Here is a 17,222-nt window from a genome sequence, read left to right on the forward strand (position 1 = left end):
CTTCCGAGATGCAATCTTCCCATGCCGCAGCGGCGGTCTCATCCGCGTTCGACGACCCGAACCTAATCGCGTACGGCGGCCTGGAGCCGGTGGTGCGGTTGGCCGAGCGGTGCGGTCTGCCCGCACTGGTCGGGGAGTACATCCGTCTGCCGGCCTCGAAGGACGGCACCGGTGCCTTCCCCACAGCGAAAGTGATGTCGCTGGTGGGCGGCATGGTCGCGGGCGCCGACAGCATCGATGACATGCACCGGCTACGGCACGGCGCGATGGGCCGCCTGTTCTCCGGTGTGCGGGCCCCGTCCACGCTGGGGTCGTTTCTGCGTTCCTTCACGCACGGGCATGTGAAGCAATTGCACGCCGTGGCCCGCCGGTTCCTTCCCGAACTGGCCCGTCACGCCCCGCTGCTGCCCGGCGCGGACCAGGTCGCCTACGTGGACATCGATGACACCATCCGCCGCACCTACGGCTACGCCAAGCAGGGCACCGGTTACGGATACAGCAAGGTCAAGGGCCTGAACGCGCTGCTCGGCATCGTCTCCACACCCCTGGCCGCCCCGGTGATCGCCGCCACGAGGCTGCGCAAGGGACCATCGAACTCCGCGCGCGGGGCGGCAGCGTTCGTCGCCGAGACCATCCGCACCGCCCGCGCCTGCGGCGCGAATGGCCTGCTGGTGATGCGCGCGGACTCGGCGTTCTACGGCGCCGATGTCGTCAACTCCTGCCGGGCGCTGGGCGCGCGGTTCTCCATCACCGTGCGGATGAACGCTTCCGTCAAGGCCGCCATCGCCCGCATCGATGAGGACGCCTGGATGCCGATCAAGTACCCCAAGGCGGTCTGGGACGAGGAGGGCCAGTGCTGGATCTCCGACGCCGAGATAGCCGAGACCGGCTACACCGCCTTCACTTCCAAGCCGAAGAAGCAGCAGGTCACCGCCCGTCTGATCGTGCGCCGCGTCAAACGCCTGAACACTGGCACCGTCCCCGCCGGACAGGGCACGCTGTTTGACACCTGGCGCTACCACGCCGCGTTCACCGACTCCCCGCTCTCCTTGAACGATGCCGAGCGTGATCACCGACGGCACGCTGTCGTCGAGCAGGTGATCGCGGATGTCAAGAACAGCGCCTTCGCCCACGCACCCTCCGGGCATTTCCAGGCCAATGCCGCGTGGCTCGCCCTGGCCGCCCTGGCGCACAACCTGACCCGCGCCGCCGGCGCACTGGCCGGCACGTTCCATGCCAGAGCGACCACCGCCACCATCCGTGACCACCTGATCAACGTGCCCGCCCGCCTGGCCCGCTCCGCCCGCCGCCTCACCCTGCACCTGCCCGAACGCTGGCCCTGGAGCACGGACTTCACCCAGCTCTTCAGCATCGTGCACGCGCCACCAGCCCCCTGACACTCCCCGACCGACCTGCCCGAAAGGGCCCGAGAACTGCGGAAAAGTGGAAAGGCTGGGCAGACCAGCGGCCACCCCACGCCCGAATCCGCAACTCAGCCCCGACACGCCCTGCACGACCCCGAACCGATCACACCACAATCAAGCCGGTGGATCCGGGCTGAGACACCGGTGAAGATGCCTTCCTCCTCAGCCAGGCGGGACGTTGTCGCAAACGCGTCGTCGTCGCTGATGATGTCGACCGCGTCGACGGCGTCAATGTCGAACAGCGGTGGGGCGAAGCCACTCCAGCCCTGCATCGCGAAGACGCCCCGGGTGCCGGCGGTGATACCTGGCGATCCGGCCGGCTCCAAGCCGACGATTCGGGGGCGCGGGTCGCGCCGACGGATCGCTGCTGCCACACCGAGCAGGGACGCGCCACTGCCGATACCGGTACAGAACGCTGTCACTGGCAGGTGCGCGCTCTGGTTCAGGATCTCCATGCCGAGTCCGTCGCGCAGACCGGCGACCACATACGGGTTGTTGAACTGGTCGGTGAAGTAGTGGCCCGGTTGTTGGGCGAGGTCGGCCGCGCGGGCGCGCATCGCGTCGATGTCGGTCGGCGTGACCGTACCGGGTGCGATGGCGGCGTCGAGCACCTCCACGTCGGCGCCGAGTGCCCGCATCAGCCGCCGCGGCTCGTCGCTGAAGCAGGCCGACGTGACGATTTTGAGCCGGTACCCCTTGACCGCGCAGACCAGCGCGAGCCCCGGGCCGGTGCTGCCGCCGGTGTACTCGACGATCGTCATCCCCGGCCTGAGCCTGCCGTCACGTTCGGCTCCCTCGACCATCGCCAACGCCAGCCGGTCCTTCATGGCGCCAGTTGGGTTGAGGTATTCGAGCTTCACCAGCACCCGGGCACCGGTTGAGGGCGCGAGATGCTGCAGTTCCACGAGCGGCGTGTTGCCGATCGCGGCCAGCGTTCCTGGTCGCATCGCGTTACCCTCTGCCGGTTGTGACAGGCACGGTGGCCCCGCCCGCAGCGTGTGCGACGGCGGCGTAGGCGAAGGCGCGCACGATCGGATGACAACGCCCGTCATCAATGGCGAGTTCGGGTTGGAAGAGCGTGCTCAGGAAGAAGGGGTGTCCTGGTAGTTCGGCGATACGTACGTCGGGGCCGTCGTGACCGGTGAACCGCATGCCATGCGCGGACAGGACATCCAGGTATTGGGGATTGAGCCCGTACCCGCAGTGGTAGCGCTCCACGGTCCGGTCCACGCCGAGGATACGTTCGGCTGCCGAGCCCGGGGTGATGCTGACCATGCCCTCGTGCCCGATGAGGGAGCAGGCCAGGGGTGCGATCAGCGGGCTCTCTGCGTGCGGGGTGTTCTCGGCGTGGCCGGCAGTGGTGAGCCCGCAGACGTTGCGCGCGAACTCCAGCAGTGTGTGTTGAAACCCACCGCAGGTACCGAGGTAGGCGATGCCGTTTTCCCGGGCGGTACGGGCTGCCTGGAGCGCGCCGGTCTCGCTGCGGTACGGGCTGCCGGGCAGCAGCCAGATGGCGTCGAACCGGTCCAGCCTGGTGGCGTGCGCCTCCTCGGTCGGTACCCAGTAGGCGTCCAAGGCGATTCCGTCCCGCTCCCGCAGGGTTTCCAGCAGGAGGGGTATCCGCGTGTGGGACCGCACGTGCGGCGACCGGTCGCCCACGAGTGCCACCTTCGCCGTATGCGTCTCGTCGTTGCTCTCCATGGGCTCATCGTGCGCAGCCCGCAGTTATTAGTCCAACGAGAAATCATCGTTGAAGTATCAGAGATACTTATAGTCATGGACGTCAACCTCCTGCGCACCTTCGTGGCGGTAGCCCGTGAAGGGTCCTTCTCCGCCGCCGCATGCGACCTCGGCTACACCCAGTCCGCGGTTTCCCAGCAGGTCGCCACGTTGGAGAAGGACCTCGGGGTGCAACTGCTGCACCGTCGCCCGGTCATCCCGACCGAGGCCGGGCAGCGACTCCTGGAGCACGCCACGCCGATCCTGCTGCGCCTCAACGCCGCCCGGACCGACGTCCAGCGCCTGTCAGGCGAACCGCCGGCCCGTCTGACCCTCGGGGCGTCGCCGCTCGCCGACATCCGGCACACCATCGCCGTACTCACCGAACTGCAGCGCTCGATGCCGCGCTTGACGATCGTCGTGAGAACCATGGGCCGTGATGGTGTCCTCGAGACCGTCGCCAACGGCGACGCGGACCTTGGTCTCGTCGACGGAGTCACCGCCGCCAGCGACCCGCTCCGCCTGCTCGACAGCGGTCCGCTCACCACGGTCGCCCTGACCGAGGAATCCGTCGCCGTGGCCCTGCCCGGCACGCACCCCCTGGCAAGCCGTAGCCGACTCCGTCTGGACGACCTCGTCGACGCTGTCTGGATCGACGCACCCGACGTCGCCACACCGCTGGACCGGATGCGGGCCGTCGCACGCACCGACGGGTTCCGCTCCAGCCTGCACTACGACGGCACCGATGTGCGCAGTCTCCTGGCCCTCGTCGCGGCCGGCGCTGGGCTCGCCCTGCTTCCCGCGTCCGCCGTGCAACACCAACGAGAGGGCGAACCCGATGTGACCGGTGTCCCACTCTCGACTCCCCACCTCGTCCACCGCACCGAACTCGTCCACGGCAACCTGACGGGTCCCGCCACGACGCTCACGGCGGCGATCCACCGGCACGCCGTAACAGGCCGACACTGACCCTCGACCGCGTACCCGGCCCTGTGCTCGTATAGCTGCCGCCCCCGACAAGTAGCTGTCGGTAAGGCGCTGTCACGTTGGCTGACGGTCTGAGATGGTCTCCAAGTCGTCGATCACGCTCGGGAGGGGATCGCGCGTGGCGAGCACGCGGCCGTCGTACAAGGGCCACCGGTACCCGGTGGAGATCATCTCCCACTGCGTGTGGCTCTGTACTTCCGGTTCCCGCTCAGCTTCCGCGAGGTCGAGGAGCTGATGCTCGAGCGCGGCGGCGTCGTCTCCTACGAGACGGTCCGCCGGTGGTGCCGGAAATTCGGGCAGTCCTACGCCGACGCGCTGCGCCGACGCCGCCCCAGGCCAGGCGACAATTGGCATCTGGACGAGGTCTTCGTCAAGACCAACGGCGAGCGGAAGTACCTGTGGCGCGCGGTGGACCAGGACGGCAACGTCCTGGACATCCTGGTCCAGAGCCGCCGCGACAAGGACGCGGCCAGGCGTTTCTTTCGGAAGCTGATGAAGAAGACCCGGTCGGTGCCCCGCGTCATTGTGACCGACAAGCTCCGGTCCTACGGTGCCGCCCACCGCGAGGTGATGCCCTCGGTCGAGCACCGCTCCCACAAGGGCCTGAACAACCGGGCCGAGAACTCCCACCAGCCCACCCGGCAGCGCGAACGCGCGATGAAAGGCTTCCGCTCCGTCGGCGCAGCCCAACGGTTCCTGTCGGCCTTCAGCGGCATCTCACCCCACTTCCGACCCTCGCGCCACCTGATGACCGCCACCGAACACCGCCTCGAGATGACCATCCGCTTCACCATCTGGGACCAGATCACCGGAGTCGTCGGCCAGCCCACCAGGGCCTGACCCCGGGACTGCCACCCGGCCCGACCCGCGCAGACGCGACCTCAGACACCTCACCCCCTCAACAACGTGACAACGCCCCGGCGAGGTCTGAAAACACCGCCTTGGCCGCCCGCCATCCTCCTCTGCGAATGGCTCGGCCCCCGAACGGATTCCCCCATGGCCGTGGCACCTGTGGCGGGAGTACCGGTGCCGGGGAACCGCGGCTGAAGGGGGCGCCGTCGGCGTCTTGGGCGTTCGACCTCGATCCGGACACACTCGGCCGTTCAAGCCAGGTCGAGGGGCTCCTCAGTCATTCAGCCTCTCCGGACGGCGGCCACAGCCGGTCCGCGAACGTCTCGGCAGCCTGACCACACCAAGTATCCGCTCAAGGGGGAAGTAGCCGAACTCCCGCGAATCGAAGCTCGCCGAGCTGTTGTCACCCAGGAGCACGGCCATGCCGTCCGGCACGCGTTCGCCGGACACGTCGGCGAGCGCCGGAATGCCACAGCTCGGGACCGGATCCCCAGGCAGGGCAACGACCCGCTTGATCATCCAGCGGCGCCTCGCCACGAGGGAGGGAGCGGCCTTCGCCACGAGCGGCCGCTGCCTCCAGCCACGCGTCCCGAAGGGGGATTCGACGACCACCACCCGGCCGACCTCCGGCTTCGTGCCCCGGATCACCAGCACCTGATCACGGTCCCGGAACGTCGGCTCCATGCTCACGCCGTCGACGGTGACAGCCACCAGTCGGCGGGTGAGCGCGGCGGCGACGACCGAGGCGTGGTCCGCGATCATTTCCTGGCCGCCGCTTCCACCGGGTCCGTCGGGCTGACCCGCTCCGCGTGACGCAGAGTGTCCGTGTACCCGTCAGCCTGCAAGGTGAACAGGCGCGCGTACTCGCCCCCAGCCCGCATCAACTGCATGTGGCTGCCTTCCTCCAGCACACGCCCGTCACCGAGTACGGCGATCCGGTCCGCGTCGCGCACGGCGCTGAGCCGATGCGAGATCAGCAGGCTTGTGCGGTCTGCCCGGTGGTGCCTGATCGAGATGTGGATCTCGTGTTCCGACTCCGCGTCCAGTCCCGCCGAGGGTTCGTCGAGAATCATCAGGTCGCGCCCCTCACGGATGAAGGCACGGGCCAGGGCCAGACGCTGGTGCTGCCCGCCCGAGAGCAGCGTCCCCGACCGCGGTTCCGCGGATTGACTGTCACGGTGGAAGGTGCGGGAGAGCATCGTGTCGTACCCCTGCGGAAGCCCCGCGAGTTTCTCGTGCATGCCCGCCTTACTCGCCGCGGCCTCGATCCGGTCCCGTTCGTCCAGCAACCGCAGGTCACCGAGCCCGATGTTCTCGGCAGCGGTCATGTCGTAGTGCTGGAAGTCCTGGAACACAGTGCTGATGCGTTCGCGCAGCTCTGCCGGATCGGCGTCGCGCACGTCGACGCCGTCCCACAGCACGGCGCCGTGCGTGGGATCGTAGAAGCGGCACAGCAGTTTCACCAGCGTGGACTTCCCTGCACCGTTCAGACCCACCAGGGCCAGCGACTGTCCGCACGGGATGAACAGGTTCAGCCCGCGCAGCACCCAGTCATGGTCCGCGGCGTAACGGAACCAGACGTCCCGCAGTTCGATCCCGTGCCGCAACGGCGCCAGTGGAGCCGGTTCGAGGGCCACTGGAAGGTCCGGTTCGGCCTCGACCACCTCCAGGTAGTGGTCGAACATGAGCAGCGCACGCTGGGACGCCGCGAGCTGGATCAGAAGGCTGCCGAGCGAGCTCTGCACACCATCGACCGCTGCCACGAACATGGTCACCCCGCCGACCGTCAGATCGCCGTCGTGGGCCGCGAACACCGCCCACACCAGTCCGGCCCCGGAAACGAGTGCGGACAGCAGTTCCAGAACGCTCTGCACTTTGGTCTGGCGTGCTTCCACGGACTGGGTGACGGCGTTGGCCGCCCGGCGCTCGGCCAGCACACGCGACCGTAGGAAGTCGCCGATCCCGAACAGCCGGATTTCCTTCGCCGCGGTGGGCGTGGCGATCAGCCCGGCGTAGAAGTCCTCCCTGCGCTCGATCCTGCCGACTTCGAACACGGCGCGTGCCTGGTGTCGTGACAGGGCGAGTTGGGCCACGAGCGACGGAACACCTGCGGCGAGCACGATGATGGCCATCAACGAGTTGAGCGCGACCAGTGAAACCATGAACCCGGCCACGGTCAGCATGGACCTGCCCGCAGCCAGCGCCGCGTCCGCGAGTTGGCCGGCGACAGTCCTGCCCACATCCTGGGCCACCCGCAGGCGGTCGAGGAATGCCGGATCCTCCAGCCGTCCCAGGCCAGGCTGGCGGCCCACCGCGGTGAAGAGCCGATCCTGCGTCAGCAATCCCACCTCCCGGTCCACAACGCCTCGAAGATATCGGGCAGCCAGCGGGCCGAGGCCCACCACGGTAGCCGCAAGGACGTAACCGAGCGCGGGGACGAGCAACGTCCTGATATCCGCACCGTGCGTCAGACCGTCAATCAAGAGCTTCGTCATCCACGCGACCATCACCGGCACCAGCCCGGACGTCAGCGTGATCGCGGCGTATCCGGCCGAGGCCCAGGGCGCCGCGGCAGCGCAGAGGACTAGGGCGGCGGTGATGCGTCGGCGCGCGGAGCGCGTGTGCCCCTTCCCGGAGCGGCCTGGCGGACGTCGGCGGCGTGTTCTCACCGTGCCTGCACCGGTACGTCGAGGTCGATCTCCTCAGCGGTGACGATGGGGCGTCCGTGCTCAGAGCTGGGTGAGACGACGAGCAGCGCGGGGAACGCCTTGAGCGCGAAGGCTGAACTCACCGCGCCCGCGTTGCTGGACTCGTGCACCACCCGGGCCACCGGACGCAGGCGCTCCAGCATGTCGGCGACCGCCTCGGGCTCGCCCACGACAGTGGCCAGCACCTTCTCTCGGCCGCCGGGGAACGAGGCAGCGAAGTCAACGAACTTCGGCAACTTCTCCTGGCACGGCCGGCAGGTTGGCGAGAAGAAGGCCACCAAGGTGTCGCCGTGCCGCAAGCTGTTGTCATCCACCGGCTCGGCGTCCTCCGTGAGGGTGGTGAACTCCCCGATCTCATCGCCCATTCCGACGGAGACAGCCGGGTTGGACCTGCCGTTGCGGTTGAGGATCTCGGCCTGGTCCCGCAGGCGTTTGATCATTCCGAAGCTCAGCACGAGATTGAGGACGCACAACGCCCCGACGAAGACGAGGGCGGCGATCACCACGGGCATGATGTTTCTCCTGTCGGAACTTGGTGGACATGGCGGCGGGCGGAGCAGTGGGCCGCGCACCCGGCCGGAACAGCTCCACGAGTTCATCGAGAGTGGTGACGAGCGCCCCGCACGTAAGCCCGATCGCGATCGTCAGCAACACTCCGGCAGTGGTGCCGCCAGAGCTCGGACCGAACAGTGCCGAGAGGCCGGTCGGGACCGCCAGCACCAGGTTGCGGACGGCCTGCCACCCGCTGACCGGTACCGTGGAATGGCCGAAGCAGCGGCAAGCCGTGGCCTTCCCCCGGCGCGCGACGAACGCGATGCCGAGAGCGAAGGCGAGCAGCAGGCCCGTCGCAAGCCAGGCGCCGTATCGGAACGCCACGGGTAGGGGCAGCGCCAGCAGCCCCCACACCGCGAATTCCAGAGCCACCACGGCTGGAGCCAGCAGTCTGCGTGCCCCGGGAACCGGGGCCAGCACCTCAACCGCTGCGGCGAACTCGTCGAAGGACCGGCGTCCGGAGACCTTGCTCACCGAGGACACCAGGAAAATCAGGCCGATCAGACTTTTGATCCAGGGCGAGAGATAGTGCTCCACGATCCCCCAGACTTGATAGTTCGTGTGCCGGCGCACACCTGACCTGGAACAGGGGGACCGATGCCCCCTTCCAGCCGCGTGGAACAGGGCCCGGCGCCGATGCCCCGGGCCCCAGAGCCACGATCAGCAGTAGCAGGTCAGGTGGCCGCCGTAGGTACCGCAGCACGGAGCGTTGTTGGTGCACCACGTGTTCACGTTTGTGTACCCGTTGGCCACGTTGCACTGCCAGCACTGCGTCCAGCACGACTGCGGCGAGACCTGCGCCGAGGCGGAAATCTTGGGCACGAAGCGCTCAAGAAGCGCCTGCCCAGCGGATTCCAGTTTACGAAGCATGTCATCCCCTCCTTTGTGGATCGTCCCGACCCGACGTCGGATGAGGCACCTTCGCATTCCGCCGACAGACCGGTATTGGAGGAAATCGACATTGTATTTTTTCGACCCGCCCCACTGCAGCGGACTCCCACTCACCCGCAGCGTTCAGCCTTCTTGCAGAATGCTGGTGATCCGGCCTGCCACCCGGTCGACACCGCCTCCCCCGCGCTGGTATGCGGCGATAAAACGCAGCGGCGGGCGTCCCGTCAGCGCGGTGAACTCCCTTGTCAGGTGTGCTTGGTCGTAGAACCCGCAGCTGGACGCCACCTCACCGGGTCTGCGGCCGGCGGAGAGCAACGCGGCGGCGTGTTGCAGTCGCAGCACCCGGGCCAGTCGTTTGGGAGTCAGACCGAGCTGCTCGCCGAACCCGCGCTCGAGTTGACGCTGGCTCCACCGCATGCTTTCAGCCAAGGCGGTGATCTCCAGCCTGCCGCGGGACTGCTCCAGACGCTGCCAGGCCGCGACCACCCGCTCGGATGCGAGGCGACCCTCCTTCCGGCAGCGCAAGAGGAACTGGTCGACGAGGGCGAAGCGCGAAGACCACCCCGATGCCCCTGCCAGCTGCTCCAACAGGTGGTGGACCCGGATGCCGGGGAGGTCGGCGAGCTCTACGCCAGGTTCGGGCAGGTCCCCCAAGGCCACACCGAACAGTTCGAAGGCCGCCCACGGTGCGAGCATCACCTCAACGCCGTGTATCCCGCCGGTGTGCTCGCCCAGCACAGGGCGCGTACTCGGCGGGCTCAACAGGGATACGACGGTGCGGGCCCCGTGAGCTGCACCCACCGGCGAGATCCGCAGCGACTCACCGAACCCCAGGACCAATGTCGCCAGTCCGCACGGGATCTCCAGACGTCTGCGCACCGGTCCTGGCGCGAACCGGAATCCCCGGTAGCTGAGTACTCCCGGCGCCAGGGATGGATGCGGGTGTCCGAAGGCCAGCTCCCACCGACCCTCAGGGCATCGCATCCGATACGCCGGCAAAACCTGTTCCGTCAGCGGACTGTCGGACACGTGAACACCCACAACCGGCATCGACGCTCCGCAGTGGCCCAGTTGCTCGAAATCTCACCGTCGCTGCGAAGCGCCCTCGGAGGGACATTGTGCACAGTGGCGAATACGGTAGGCGAAGTGGCAAGGCATAATGACGAGAATGATGTGCACATGACAACGCTCCGATTGGTGGGTTGCAGCGCATTGACGGAAGCGAGCATCGGCACTCCGGCTCTCACGCTTTCTCGGTCGCTCTCCGTCGCATTGCGCGAAGAAACCTCCAGGCCACATCCCGAATCGCACCCCTCCGTTCGCTGGAGGGGTGCTCGTCGCATGTCGACGCCGCCCATGAACCGGACGCCCTTCAGGCAAGCCCGGTACGCGCGTCAAGCCAATGATCTCAGTCCACCCCGTCTCACGACGATGGCATGCGCTGGTCAAGTTGTCAACGAACCTTTGAGTGCGTGGGTTTCTGACGTCATGTCGGGGCGTAGCGGAGGTCGGGTCTTGGGTCGGTGCTCAGGCTTCGGCGGGCAGTGCGGGTGCCGATAAATCGTCCGGCCTGCTCAGGCGGCATGTTGGTACTCGTGCAGGGTTCCGCCGAGCCGGTCTCGTCGGCGGACCTCAAGATGCCCGATCTGCTCTGGCACGTTGATCGGTGCAGGCAGTGGGCGCAGCGGCGCGGCTTGTCCCAGGACTCGGTGCGGTCGATGGCAGTTGTAGAAGGTCTCGAACTCGCGGAGCGAGTGCGGAAGGTGGCTCTGGTTCCCAATCAAGGTGCGGTCCGGCAACTCACGCCGGCACGTCTGTATCCAGCGCTCCATGTGGGAGTTCATCCGCGGTATCCGGATGCCGGTGGTGACAACGTTCAGCCCGGCGTCGGTCAGCAGGTCGTCGAAAGCGGCCGTGAACTTCGAGTCGCGGTCGCGGATCAAGAACCTGGCCCTGCTGCTTGCGTCCTGAAGGTCCATGAGGAGATGGCGCCCGAGCACACGATCCACTCCGCCGTCGGGTGTGCGCCGGCGCCCAGGATCCGCACCCGCCGCGTGGCGTGCTCGATCACCGCGAAGACGTACAGGCGCGCCCCGGTCAGGGTGCGGACCTCGAACAGATCGCAGGCGAGCAGCGCTTCTGCCTGGCTGCGCAGGAAGTCGGCCCAGGTGGTGCTCTGCCGTTCGGGCGTGGGTGGGATGCCGTGCTCGCGGAGGATCTCCCAGACGGTGGAGGCGGCGACCTTGATGCCGAGCGCCGCGAGCTCGCCGTGGATCCGCCGGTAGCCCCACGAGGCATTCTCGCCCGCCAGACGCACGACCAGGGCAGCCCGGATCGACCGGATGGTCGGCGGGCGTCCGCGGCGCTTGGGCACGCAGGCCGCAGCGTGGCACCGCTTGAGCAGGTCGCGATGCCAGCGCGGGAGCGTGTCCGGGCGGACCAGCAGCAGGAGATGCCGCAGCTTGTCCATGGGGAGGTGGTGGAGCAGGCCGGCGAGGACAGCGCGGTCGGTGTCGGTGAACGTGGGCCTCCGACCTGGCGCTGCAGGACCAGCAGCTGGTGCCGCAGCGCCAGGATCTCCACGTCCTTGTCTCTGTCGCTCATCGGCAACAGGCGCAGGAACGCAAAGGTGTGGGTCACGGCGAGACACGCAAGACGCAGCAGCACGAAAATCATGATGCCGTCGATGCCCTGCGCAGACGAAGACAACAGGGTGAAGGAAGGCGCAGCCGGAGATCCGGGATCAAGCGCTTCACCTGAGCGAATGAATTATCGGCACCCGCAGTGACGGCGTTCGAGGTCGGCGACCGTGTCGCGGCCGTGATCGAGGGGGCTTTCGCGTCCGAGGTCAACGTGCCGGCGACATCGGTCATGTCCGTGCCCGACCACATGGACTTCGCGCAGGCCGCCACGGTGCCGGTCGCGTTCCTCACCGCCTGGTACGGCCTGGTGCGCATGGCTGGCCTCCAGCGCGGCGAGCGGCTCCTCATCCACTCCGCGGCGGGCGGAGTGGGGTCGGCTGCGCTGGCGATCGCGAGGGTACGGGGAGCCGAGGTACTGGCGACCGCCGGAACTCCCGACAAACGAACATACCTGCACGAGCATGGCGTGCGGCACGTCATGGACTCCCACAGCACGAAATTCGGGGACGAGACCCCCGCCGCCACCGACGGTGAGGGGGTCGATGTCGTCCTCAACTCCCTTACGGGAGAGCTGCTGCGCCGCGGCCTGGAGCTGCTCCGGGTCCGTGGCAGGTTCGTCGAGATCGGCAAGCGCGACATCATGGCTGACGCCGCGCTCGGTCTCGGTCCCTTCCGCAACAGCCTCAGCATGCACAGCGTGGATCTCCGGCTGCTGGTCGACCGATGCCCGGAACTTATCGGTGAGCTCTTGGGAGAACTGGCGCCGTTGTTCGCTTCGGGCGCGCTGGCGCCATTGCCCTACACCCCGTTTCCGGTCACGCGGGCCGATGGCGCGTTCCGGAAGATGATGGGCGGACGGCACATCGGGAAGATCGTGCTGACGTTTGCGTAGCGATGCGGGAGCGCGGAGGTGCGGCCCTGCGGCCCGAAGCGGTGTACTGGCCGCTACGGCCTGCGCCGCAGCATGTTCATGATGGTCATCGTCAGCACCGTCTCACCGTGCTGGTTGAGCACTTCCACGTCGGTGTGCACTAGGCCGCGGTCGGGCTTGGACCGCGACACGCGGGCCCCGGTGATCGTGGCCCGGACCGACAGGGTGTCACCCGGCCGCACCGGCCGTTGCCAGCGCACTTCGTCGACGCCGGGGGACGCGAGCGACGCGACCTTGCTGAGGTAGTGGTCCGCGTACATGCGCATCATCACGGCCGTGGTGTGCCAGCCGCTCGCGATCAGTCCCTGGAACGGTCCGTCCTGCGCCGCCACCGGATCCGTGTGAAAGCTCTGGGTGTCGAAGCGCCGGGCGAACTCGAGGATGTCCTGCTCGGTGAGGGTGCTGCTGCCGAAGACGTGCACGGCGCCCGGCACGTAGTCCTCGAAGTACCGGTCGTCGATGGAGGCGGCGAAGTTGTCGGTAGTGGCCGGGGTGGTCGTCGTCATGGGTGCCCTCTCACTCGGTTCCATGGCTCGGTTCGGTGACGCTCTGTGGACGATGATGCGTACGGTAGCGGACCGCCGCGTCCTGGAACGCACTGAGTGATCCCGGATTGGCCAAGGCACCCTGGGCCACCACGAGCTCTGGCTCGGCGCCGGCCAGGATGTGGCGCTGTCACGTTGGCTGACCGGGTGGGATGATCTTCGGGTTGATCTGCTGTAGGGGGGTTGTCGGTGGGGAGTGCGTCGCCGTCGTACAGGGGGCACCGGTACCCGGTCGAGGTGATCTCGCACTGTGTGTGGCTGTACTTCCGCTTCCCGCTCAGCTTCCGCGAGGTCGAGGAGCTGATGCTCCAGCGAGGCGTCATCGTCTCCTACGAAACGATCCGCCGCTGGTGCGCCACGTTCGGCCAGGCCTACGTGAACGGACTGCGCCGCCGCCGTCCCCGGCCCGGGGATAAATGGCATCTGGACGAGGTGTTCATCAAGGTCAACGGGGAGCTGAAGTACCTGTGGCGGGCCGTCGACCAGGACGGCAACGTGCTCGACATCCTCGTGCAGAACCGGCGGGACAAGGCCGCGGCCCGGCGCTTCTTCCGCCGTCTGATGAAGAGGACGCGTGCGGTGCCGCGGGTGGTCGTCACGGACAAGCTGCGTTCCTACGGCGCGGCCCACCGTGAGGTCATGCCCTCCGTCGAGCACCGCTCGCACAAGGGACTGAACAACCGGGCCGAGAACAGCCACCAGCCCACCAGGCAGCGTGAACGCGCGATGAAGGGCTTCCGCAGTACCGGTGGAGCCCAGCGGTTCCTGTCCGCGTTCAGCGGCATCTCACCCCACTTCCGACCCCACCGCCACCTGATGACAGCCTTCGACCACCGAGCCGAGATGACCATCCGCTTCGCCATCTGGGACCAGATCACCGGCACTGCCAACCGGCCCGCCACGGCCTGAACACAGGCCCGGACCGCAGACCCACCACACCCCGACGCACCATCAGACAGTCACGCACCCAACAACGTGACAACGCCGTCCTGGGGCATGTTCGTTTCCTCCTTCGTCGGCGGGACGGGGGTCGTGTGCTCGGCTGAGGGCTGGGGCCGCCGGCGGGGCCCGGGCGGATAGGGACCCAGCGGCGGCTGCCCGCCGAACCGGTCATGCCGGGCAGCCGCCGCGTCGCCCTGCGTGGGCGTGACTAACTGTCGGGTCTGGACGGCGAGTTGCAGCATCAGGCGCTCCCGGGCGATGAGCTCGCTGGAGGCCGAGCGTGTGTCGTGGCGCTGGAGCAGGTTGGCTGTGTCGAACAGCTGGTGGTGGCCGATCTCGACGGCGCGCCGCACCTCGTAGCGGTCGCTGCTGACGGCGGCCTGGACGAGGCCGGCGTGCAGAGCGGTGAGGCGCTGCAGGTAGAGGCGGCTTCGGCCTCGACGATCCGGGCGTTCTCGCCGGCACGGGTATCGATCCGGTCAGGCAGGTGCTCCACGAGCAGCGGGGCTAGCGCGGCCGCCGGCAACACGATGCTGAAGGGGACGCCGTGCATGAGCGCAAGGGCGGCCGCAACCAGGGTGAGGGCCGCGACGACGGCCGTGGCCGGCCGTACAGTCACTTTGCCGAGGCGGATCCGGTGTGCCGGTCGTCTACCCCCGACGGCCTCGCCGCCTTCCGCGACCGTGCGCACGGCGTGGTCTCCGGCACCGTCACCGACGCCGCGAAGGGCGCGCCCATCGCCGGCGCCACCGTCAGCGCCGGCCGGACCACCGGGCACACCGACGCCAAGGGCGCGTATCGGCTGGTGCTGCCGGCCGGCAGCTACGACTTCCAGGCGACCGCCTTCGGCCACCAGGCGGCGGCCGCGACCGGAATCAAGGTCACCGACGGCGGCTCGGTCCATCAGGACTTCGCACTGACCACGGTCGCGACCGAGAACGTGTCCGGTAAGGTCACCGACGGGTCCGGGCACGACTGGCCGCTGTACGCCGAGATCACCATCGACGGGGTGCCCGGCGGCCGGCTGTGGACCGATCCGGTCACCGGCGCCTACAACGTCGACCTGCCCCAGGGCAGCGACTACACCTTCCACGTGACGAGCGCCTACCCCGGCTACCTGCCGGCCACCGCCTCGGCCCAGGTCGCCAAGACCGCGGTCACCAAGAACATCCCGCTGTCCGCCGACTCCTGGAACATCACCGCGCCCGGCTACGCCCCGCAACTGACCGGCGCCACCCAGGGCTTCGACGCCCCGTCGACCCCGCCCGGCTGGAGCGTCGACAACGCCGAAGGAACCACCGGCGGCTGAGAGTTCGACGACCCGGGCAACCGCGGCAACACCACCGGCGGCACGGGCCGCTTCGCCGTACTGGACAGCGACCACTACGGGTTCGGCACCAAGCAGGACTCCAGTCTGGTCACCCCGGTCCTGGACTTCACCGACCGGAGCAGTCCGGAGATCTCGTTCCGGACCGACTACCGCGGCTCGTTCGGACAGAACGCCTCGGTCGACATCACCACCGACGGCGGCAGTACCTGGAACAGCGTCTGGACGGCGCCCCCGCAGCCGGCCGACGTCCCCGGGCCGGCGACCGTCGACGTCCCGCTGACCGAGTACGCGGGCCGGTCCGCGGTGCGGTTGCGGTTCCACTTCGCCGGCGACTGGACCAACTGGTGGAAGGTCGACGACGTCTTCGTGGGCAACCGCGGCCTGCGGTTGCTGCCCGGCACGGTCACCGACGCCAACACGGGCAAGGGCATCGCCGGTGTCCGGGTCGCGGACACCTCGGGCGCCGGCGCGACGAGCACCGCCACACCTGAGGACCCGTCGGTCGGCGACGGCTTCTACTGGTTCTTCGACCAGTCCGGAAAGCGGAACCTGACCGCGTCCAAGTACCCATACACCTCTGCGTCGAAGAGCCCGACGGTGATCGGGGACAGCACCGCCAAGGCCGCGTTCACTCTCCAGACCGAGCAACTCGTGGTCAAACCAGGGGAGTTGAAGGCCACGGTGGCCTTCGGCAAGCAGGCCACCAAGACGCTGACGGTGACCAACACCGGCGGCGCCGCTGCCACCTTGAAGCTGAAGGAGCACGCCGGGGGCACCACGATCGCCGCCCAGGGTGCGGCGCTCCGGCGCGTCAAGGGCGCCGACTGGCACCTGTCGATGACGAAGGCACCGGCCGCGGCCCGCGCCGCGGCCGCCTCCCCGCCGGCCGCCCCGGCAGCCGGCGACGCCTGGCAGGCGGCCCCCGACCTGCCCGTCCCCACCCAGGACAACTCCGTCGACAGCTACGACGGAAAGATCTACAGCGGCTTCGGCTTCAACGGCACCTCCGACACCAACGAGCTGTACAGCTACGACCCGAGGACCGGAGCCTGGACGCAGCGGGCATCCGCCTCCGACACCCGGGAGGCCCCGGCCCACGGCTTCGTCAACGGCAAGCTCTGCGACGGCGGCCCGCCCCCGGCGGTGCGGCGACGGCGCGGGATCCCGCGACAGGGCGTTGTCACGTTGCCGGGTGCGCGAGAGCCCGATGGTGTGTCAGGGCTCGGCTGGCCCGGGTGTCGGATCCGGGGCCGCTGCGCCCCTGCCGACGACTTCGCCGGCATGGTCCCAGACGGCGAAGCGGGTGGTCGTTCCGGCTCGGTGCCCGGGGCGGCGGCCTTGTCCCGCCGGTTGTGGAGGAGGATGCCGGGTACGTTGCCGTCCTGGCCGACGGCCCGCCACGGGTAGTTCAGCTCCTGCCAGCCGATCCTGACGAACACCTCGACCGGCTGCCGGTGCTGCCCCCTCGTATGACGGCGACGCGCTCTCCACGGACGGCTTCGCCTCCACCGTGATCAGCCAGAAGACCATCCCGCCGGGCCGGCCGACGTGACAGCGCCGGCGCGGCAGTTCTGCCTGCGGCAGGCCCGGCGGAGAGGTTCACGAGGTTGACGGTTTCGCCGGGTTCACGAAACCCCAAGGAGATGATTTGTTAAGACCATTGACATATACCCGGGGCCTTACATACCGTCCCCCGTCG

Annotated in this window: 15 protein-coding genes and 3 pseudogenes; 7 read left to right on the top strand and 11 right to left on the bottom strand. The window is 68.3% G+C overall.

The window, feature by feature from the left end:
* Positions 1-8: 8 nt before the first annotated feature.
* Complete coding sequence (locus tag OG819_RS51290) at positions 9-1,397, top strand: IS1380 family transposase (RefSeq protein ID WP_266622617.1); 1,389 nt, start codon at positions 9-11, stop codon at positions 1,395-1,397.
* 95 nt (positions 1,398-1,492) lie between these two features.
* On the opposite strand, the gene OG819_RS51295 is transcribed toward OG819_RS51290, so the two are convergent.
* Entirely contained in the window at positions 1,493-2,476 is a 984-nt protein-coding gene (locus OG819_RS51295; protein WP_323139468.1) for a cysteine synthase family protein, read from the bottom strand.
* Positions 2,376-3,125 carry a hypothetical protein gene (locus tag OG819_RS51300; RefSeq protein ID WP_266636818.1) on the bottom strand — a complete coding sequence of 250 codons (750 nt, stop codon included), beginning with the start codon at positions 3,123-3,125 and terminating at the stop codon, positions 2,376-2,378. The genes OG819_RS51295 and OG819_RS51300 overlap by 101 nt, the downstream gene beginning before the upstream one ends.
* Before the next feature lie 75 nt (positions 3,126-3,200).
* Between OG819_RS51300 and OG819_RS51305 the strand changes: the two genes are divergently transcribed.
* Together OG819_RS51305 and OG819_RS51310 are read left to right on the top strand one after the other, a co-directional pair.
* The gene (locus OG819_RS51305) at positions 3,201-4,112 is read left to right on the top strand and encodes a LysR family transcriptional regulator (RefSeq protein WP_266636825.1); all 912 of its coding nucleotides are present in this window, start codon (positions 3,201-3,203) and stop codon (positions 4,110-4,112) included.
* Between the two features lie 94 nt (positions 4,113-4,206).
* Positions 4,207-4,970, top strand: a pseudogene (locus tag OG819_RS51310) (IS6 family transposase).
* Positions 4,971-5,255: 285 nt separating this feature from the next.
* Here OG819_RS51310 and OG819_RS51315 read toward each other — a convergent pair.
* The 7 genes and pseudogenes from OG819_RS51315 to OG819_RS51340 form a co-directional block, all read right to left on the bottom strand.
* Positions 5,256-5,744: a S26 family signal peptidase gene (locus OG819_RS51315; RefSeq protein ID WP_266656785.1), complete on the bottom strand. Its 489-nt coding sequence runs from the start codon at positions 5,742-5,744 to the stop codon at positions 5,256-5,258.
* Entirely contained in the window at positions 5,741-7,477 is a 1,737-nt protein-coding gene (locus tag OG819_RS51320) for an ABC transporter ATP-binding protein (protein WP_266656787.1), read from the bottom strand. The genes OG819_RS51315 and OG819_RS51320 overlap by 4 nt, the downstream gene beginning before the upstream one ends.
* A 170-nt stretch (positions 7,478-7,647) precedes the next feature.
* Entirely contained in the window at positions 7,648-8,202 is a 555-nt protein-coding gene (locus tag OG819_RS51325; protein WP_266656789.1) for a redoxin domain-containing protein, read from the bottom strand.
* A gap of 190 nt (positions 8,203-8,392) precedes the next feature.
* Positions 8,393-8,815: pseudogene (locus tag OG819_RS59410) on the bottom strand (MauE/DoxX family redox-associated membrane protein); the annotation flags it as partial.
* An 87-nt stretch (positions 8,816-8,902) separates the two neighbouring features.
* A complete protein-coding gene (locus OG819_RS51330) occupies positions 8,903-9,112 on the bottom strand; it encodes a hypothetical protein (protein ID WP_266636832.1) in 210 nt (69 codons plus the stop codon).
* Positions 9,113-9,256: 144 nt separating this feature from the next.
* Positions 9,257-10,012 carry an AraC family transcriptional regulator gene (locus tag OG819_RS51335; protein WP_266636834.1) on the bottom strand — a complete coding sequence of 252 codons (756 nt, stop codon included), beginning with the start codon at positions 10,010-10,012 and terminating at the stop codon, positions 9,257-9,259.
* 695 nt (positions 10,013-10,707) lie between these two features.
* A pseudogene (locus tag OG819_RS51340) lies at positions 10,708-11,800 on the bottom strand (integrase core domain-containing protein).
* 117 nt (positions 11,801-11,917) lie between these two features.
* Between OG819_RS51340 and OG819_RS51345 the strand changes: the two are divergent.
* Positions 11,918-12,667, top strand: a complete 750-nt coding sequence (locus tag OG819_RS51345) for a zinc-binding dehydrogenase (protein ID WP_266656791.1) — start codon at positions 11,918-11,920, stop codon at positions 12,665-12,667.
* A 53-nt stretch (positions 12,668-12,720) separates the two neighbouring features.
* On the opposite strand, the gene OG819_RS51350 is transcribed toward OG819_RS51345, so the two are convergent.
* Entirely contained in the window at positions 12,721-13,212 is a 492-nt protein-coding gene (locus OG819_RS51350; protein ID WP_266656793.1) for a MaoC family dehydratase, read from the bottom strand.
* Positions 13,213-13,434: 222 nt separating this feature from the next.
* Between OG819_RS51350 and OG819_RS51355 the strand changes: the two genes are divergently transcribed.
* The gene (locus tag OG819_RS51355; protein ID WP_266656795.1) at positions 13,435-14,160 is read left to right on the top strand and encodes an IS6 family transposase; all 726 of its coding nucleotides are present in this window, start codon (positions 13,435-13,437) and stop codon (positions 14,158-14,160) included.
* Between the two features lie 50 nt (positions 14,161-14,210).
* Here OG819_RS51355 and OG819_RS51360 read toward each other — a convergent pair whose 3' ends face one another.
* Positions 14,211-14,546, bottom strand: a complete 336-nt coding sequence (locus OG819_RS51360; protein WP_266656797.1) for a hypothetical protein — start codon at positions 14,544-14,546, stop codon at positions 14,211-14,213.
* Positions 14,547-14,740: 194 nt separating this feature from the next.
* On the opposite strand from OG819_RS51360, the gene OG819_RS51365 reads away from it, so the two are divergent.
* Positions 14,741-15,502, top strand: coding sequence for a carboxypeptidase-like regulatory domain-containing protein (locus tag OG819_RS51365; RefSeq protein WP_266656799.1), 762 nt, complete (start codon positions 14,741-14,743; stop codon positions 15,500-15,502).
* A gap of 330 nt (positions 15,503-15,832) precedes the next feature.
* A complete protein-coding gene (locus tag OG819_RS51370; RefSeq protein ID WP_266656801.1) occupies positions 15,833-16,930 on the top strand; it encodes a hypothetical protein in 1,098 nt (365 codons plus the stop codon).
* Positions 16,931-17,222 lie beyond the last annotated feature (292 nt).

It is taken from the genome of Streptomyces sp. NBC_01549, assembly GCF_026339955.1.
GTDB lineage: Bacteria > Actinomycetota > Actinomycetes > Streptomycetales > Streptomycetaceae > Streptomyces.

What these genes read in the sequence shown, in the direction of transcription:
- OG819_RS51290 (WP_266622617.1), top strand. Translation starts at nt 9, where the DNA reads ATGCAATCTTCCCATGCCGCAGCGGCGGTCTCATCCGCGTTCGACGAC.
- OG819_RS51295 (WP_323139468.1), bottom strand. Translation starts at nt 2,476, where the DNA reads ATGACGGGCGTTGTCATCCGATCGTGCGCGCCTTCGCCTACGCCGCCG.
- OG819_RS51315 (WP_266656785.1), bottom strand. Translation starts at nt 5,744, where the DNA reads ATGATCGCGGACCACGCCTCGGTCGTCGCCGCCGCGCTCACCCGCCGA.
- OG819_RS51300 (WP_266636818.1), bottom strand. Translation starts at nt 3,125, where the DNA reads ATGGAGAGCAACGACGAGACGCATACGGCGAAGGTGGCACTCGTGGGC.
- OG819_RS51330 (WP_266636832.1), bottom strand. Translation starts at nt 9,112, where the DNA reads ATGCTTCGTAAACTGGAATCCGCTGGGCAGGCGCTTCTTGAGCGCTTC.
- OG819_RS51305 (WP_266636825.1), top strand. Translation starts at nt 3,201, where the DNA reads ATGGACGTCAACCTCCTGCGCACCTTCGTGGCGGTAGCCCGTGAAGGG.
- OG819_RS51320 (WP_266656787.1), bottom strand. Translation starts at nt 7,477, where the DNA reads ATGACGAAGCTCTTGATTGACGGTCTGACGCACGGTGCGGATATCAGG.
- OG819_RS51350 (WP_266656793.1), bottom strand. Translation starts at nt 13,212, where the DNA reads ATGACGACGACCACCCCGGCCACTACCGACAACTTCGCCGCCTCCATC.
- OG819_RS51325 (WP_266656789.1), bottom strand. Translation starts at nt 8,202, where the DNA reads ATGCCCGTGGTGATCGCCGCCCTCGTCTTCGTCGGGGCGTTGTGCGTC.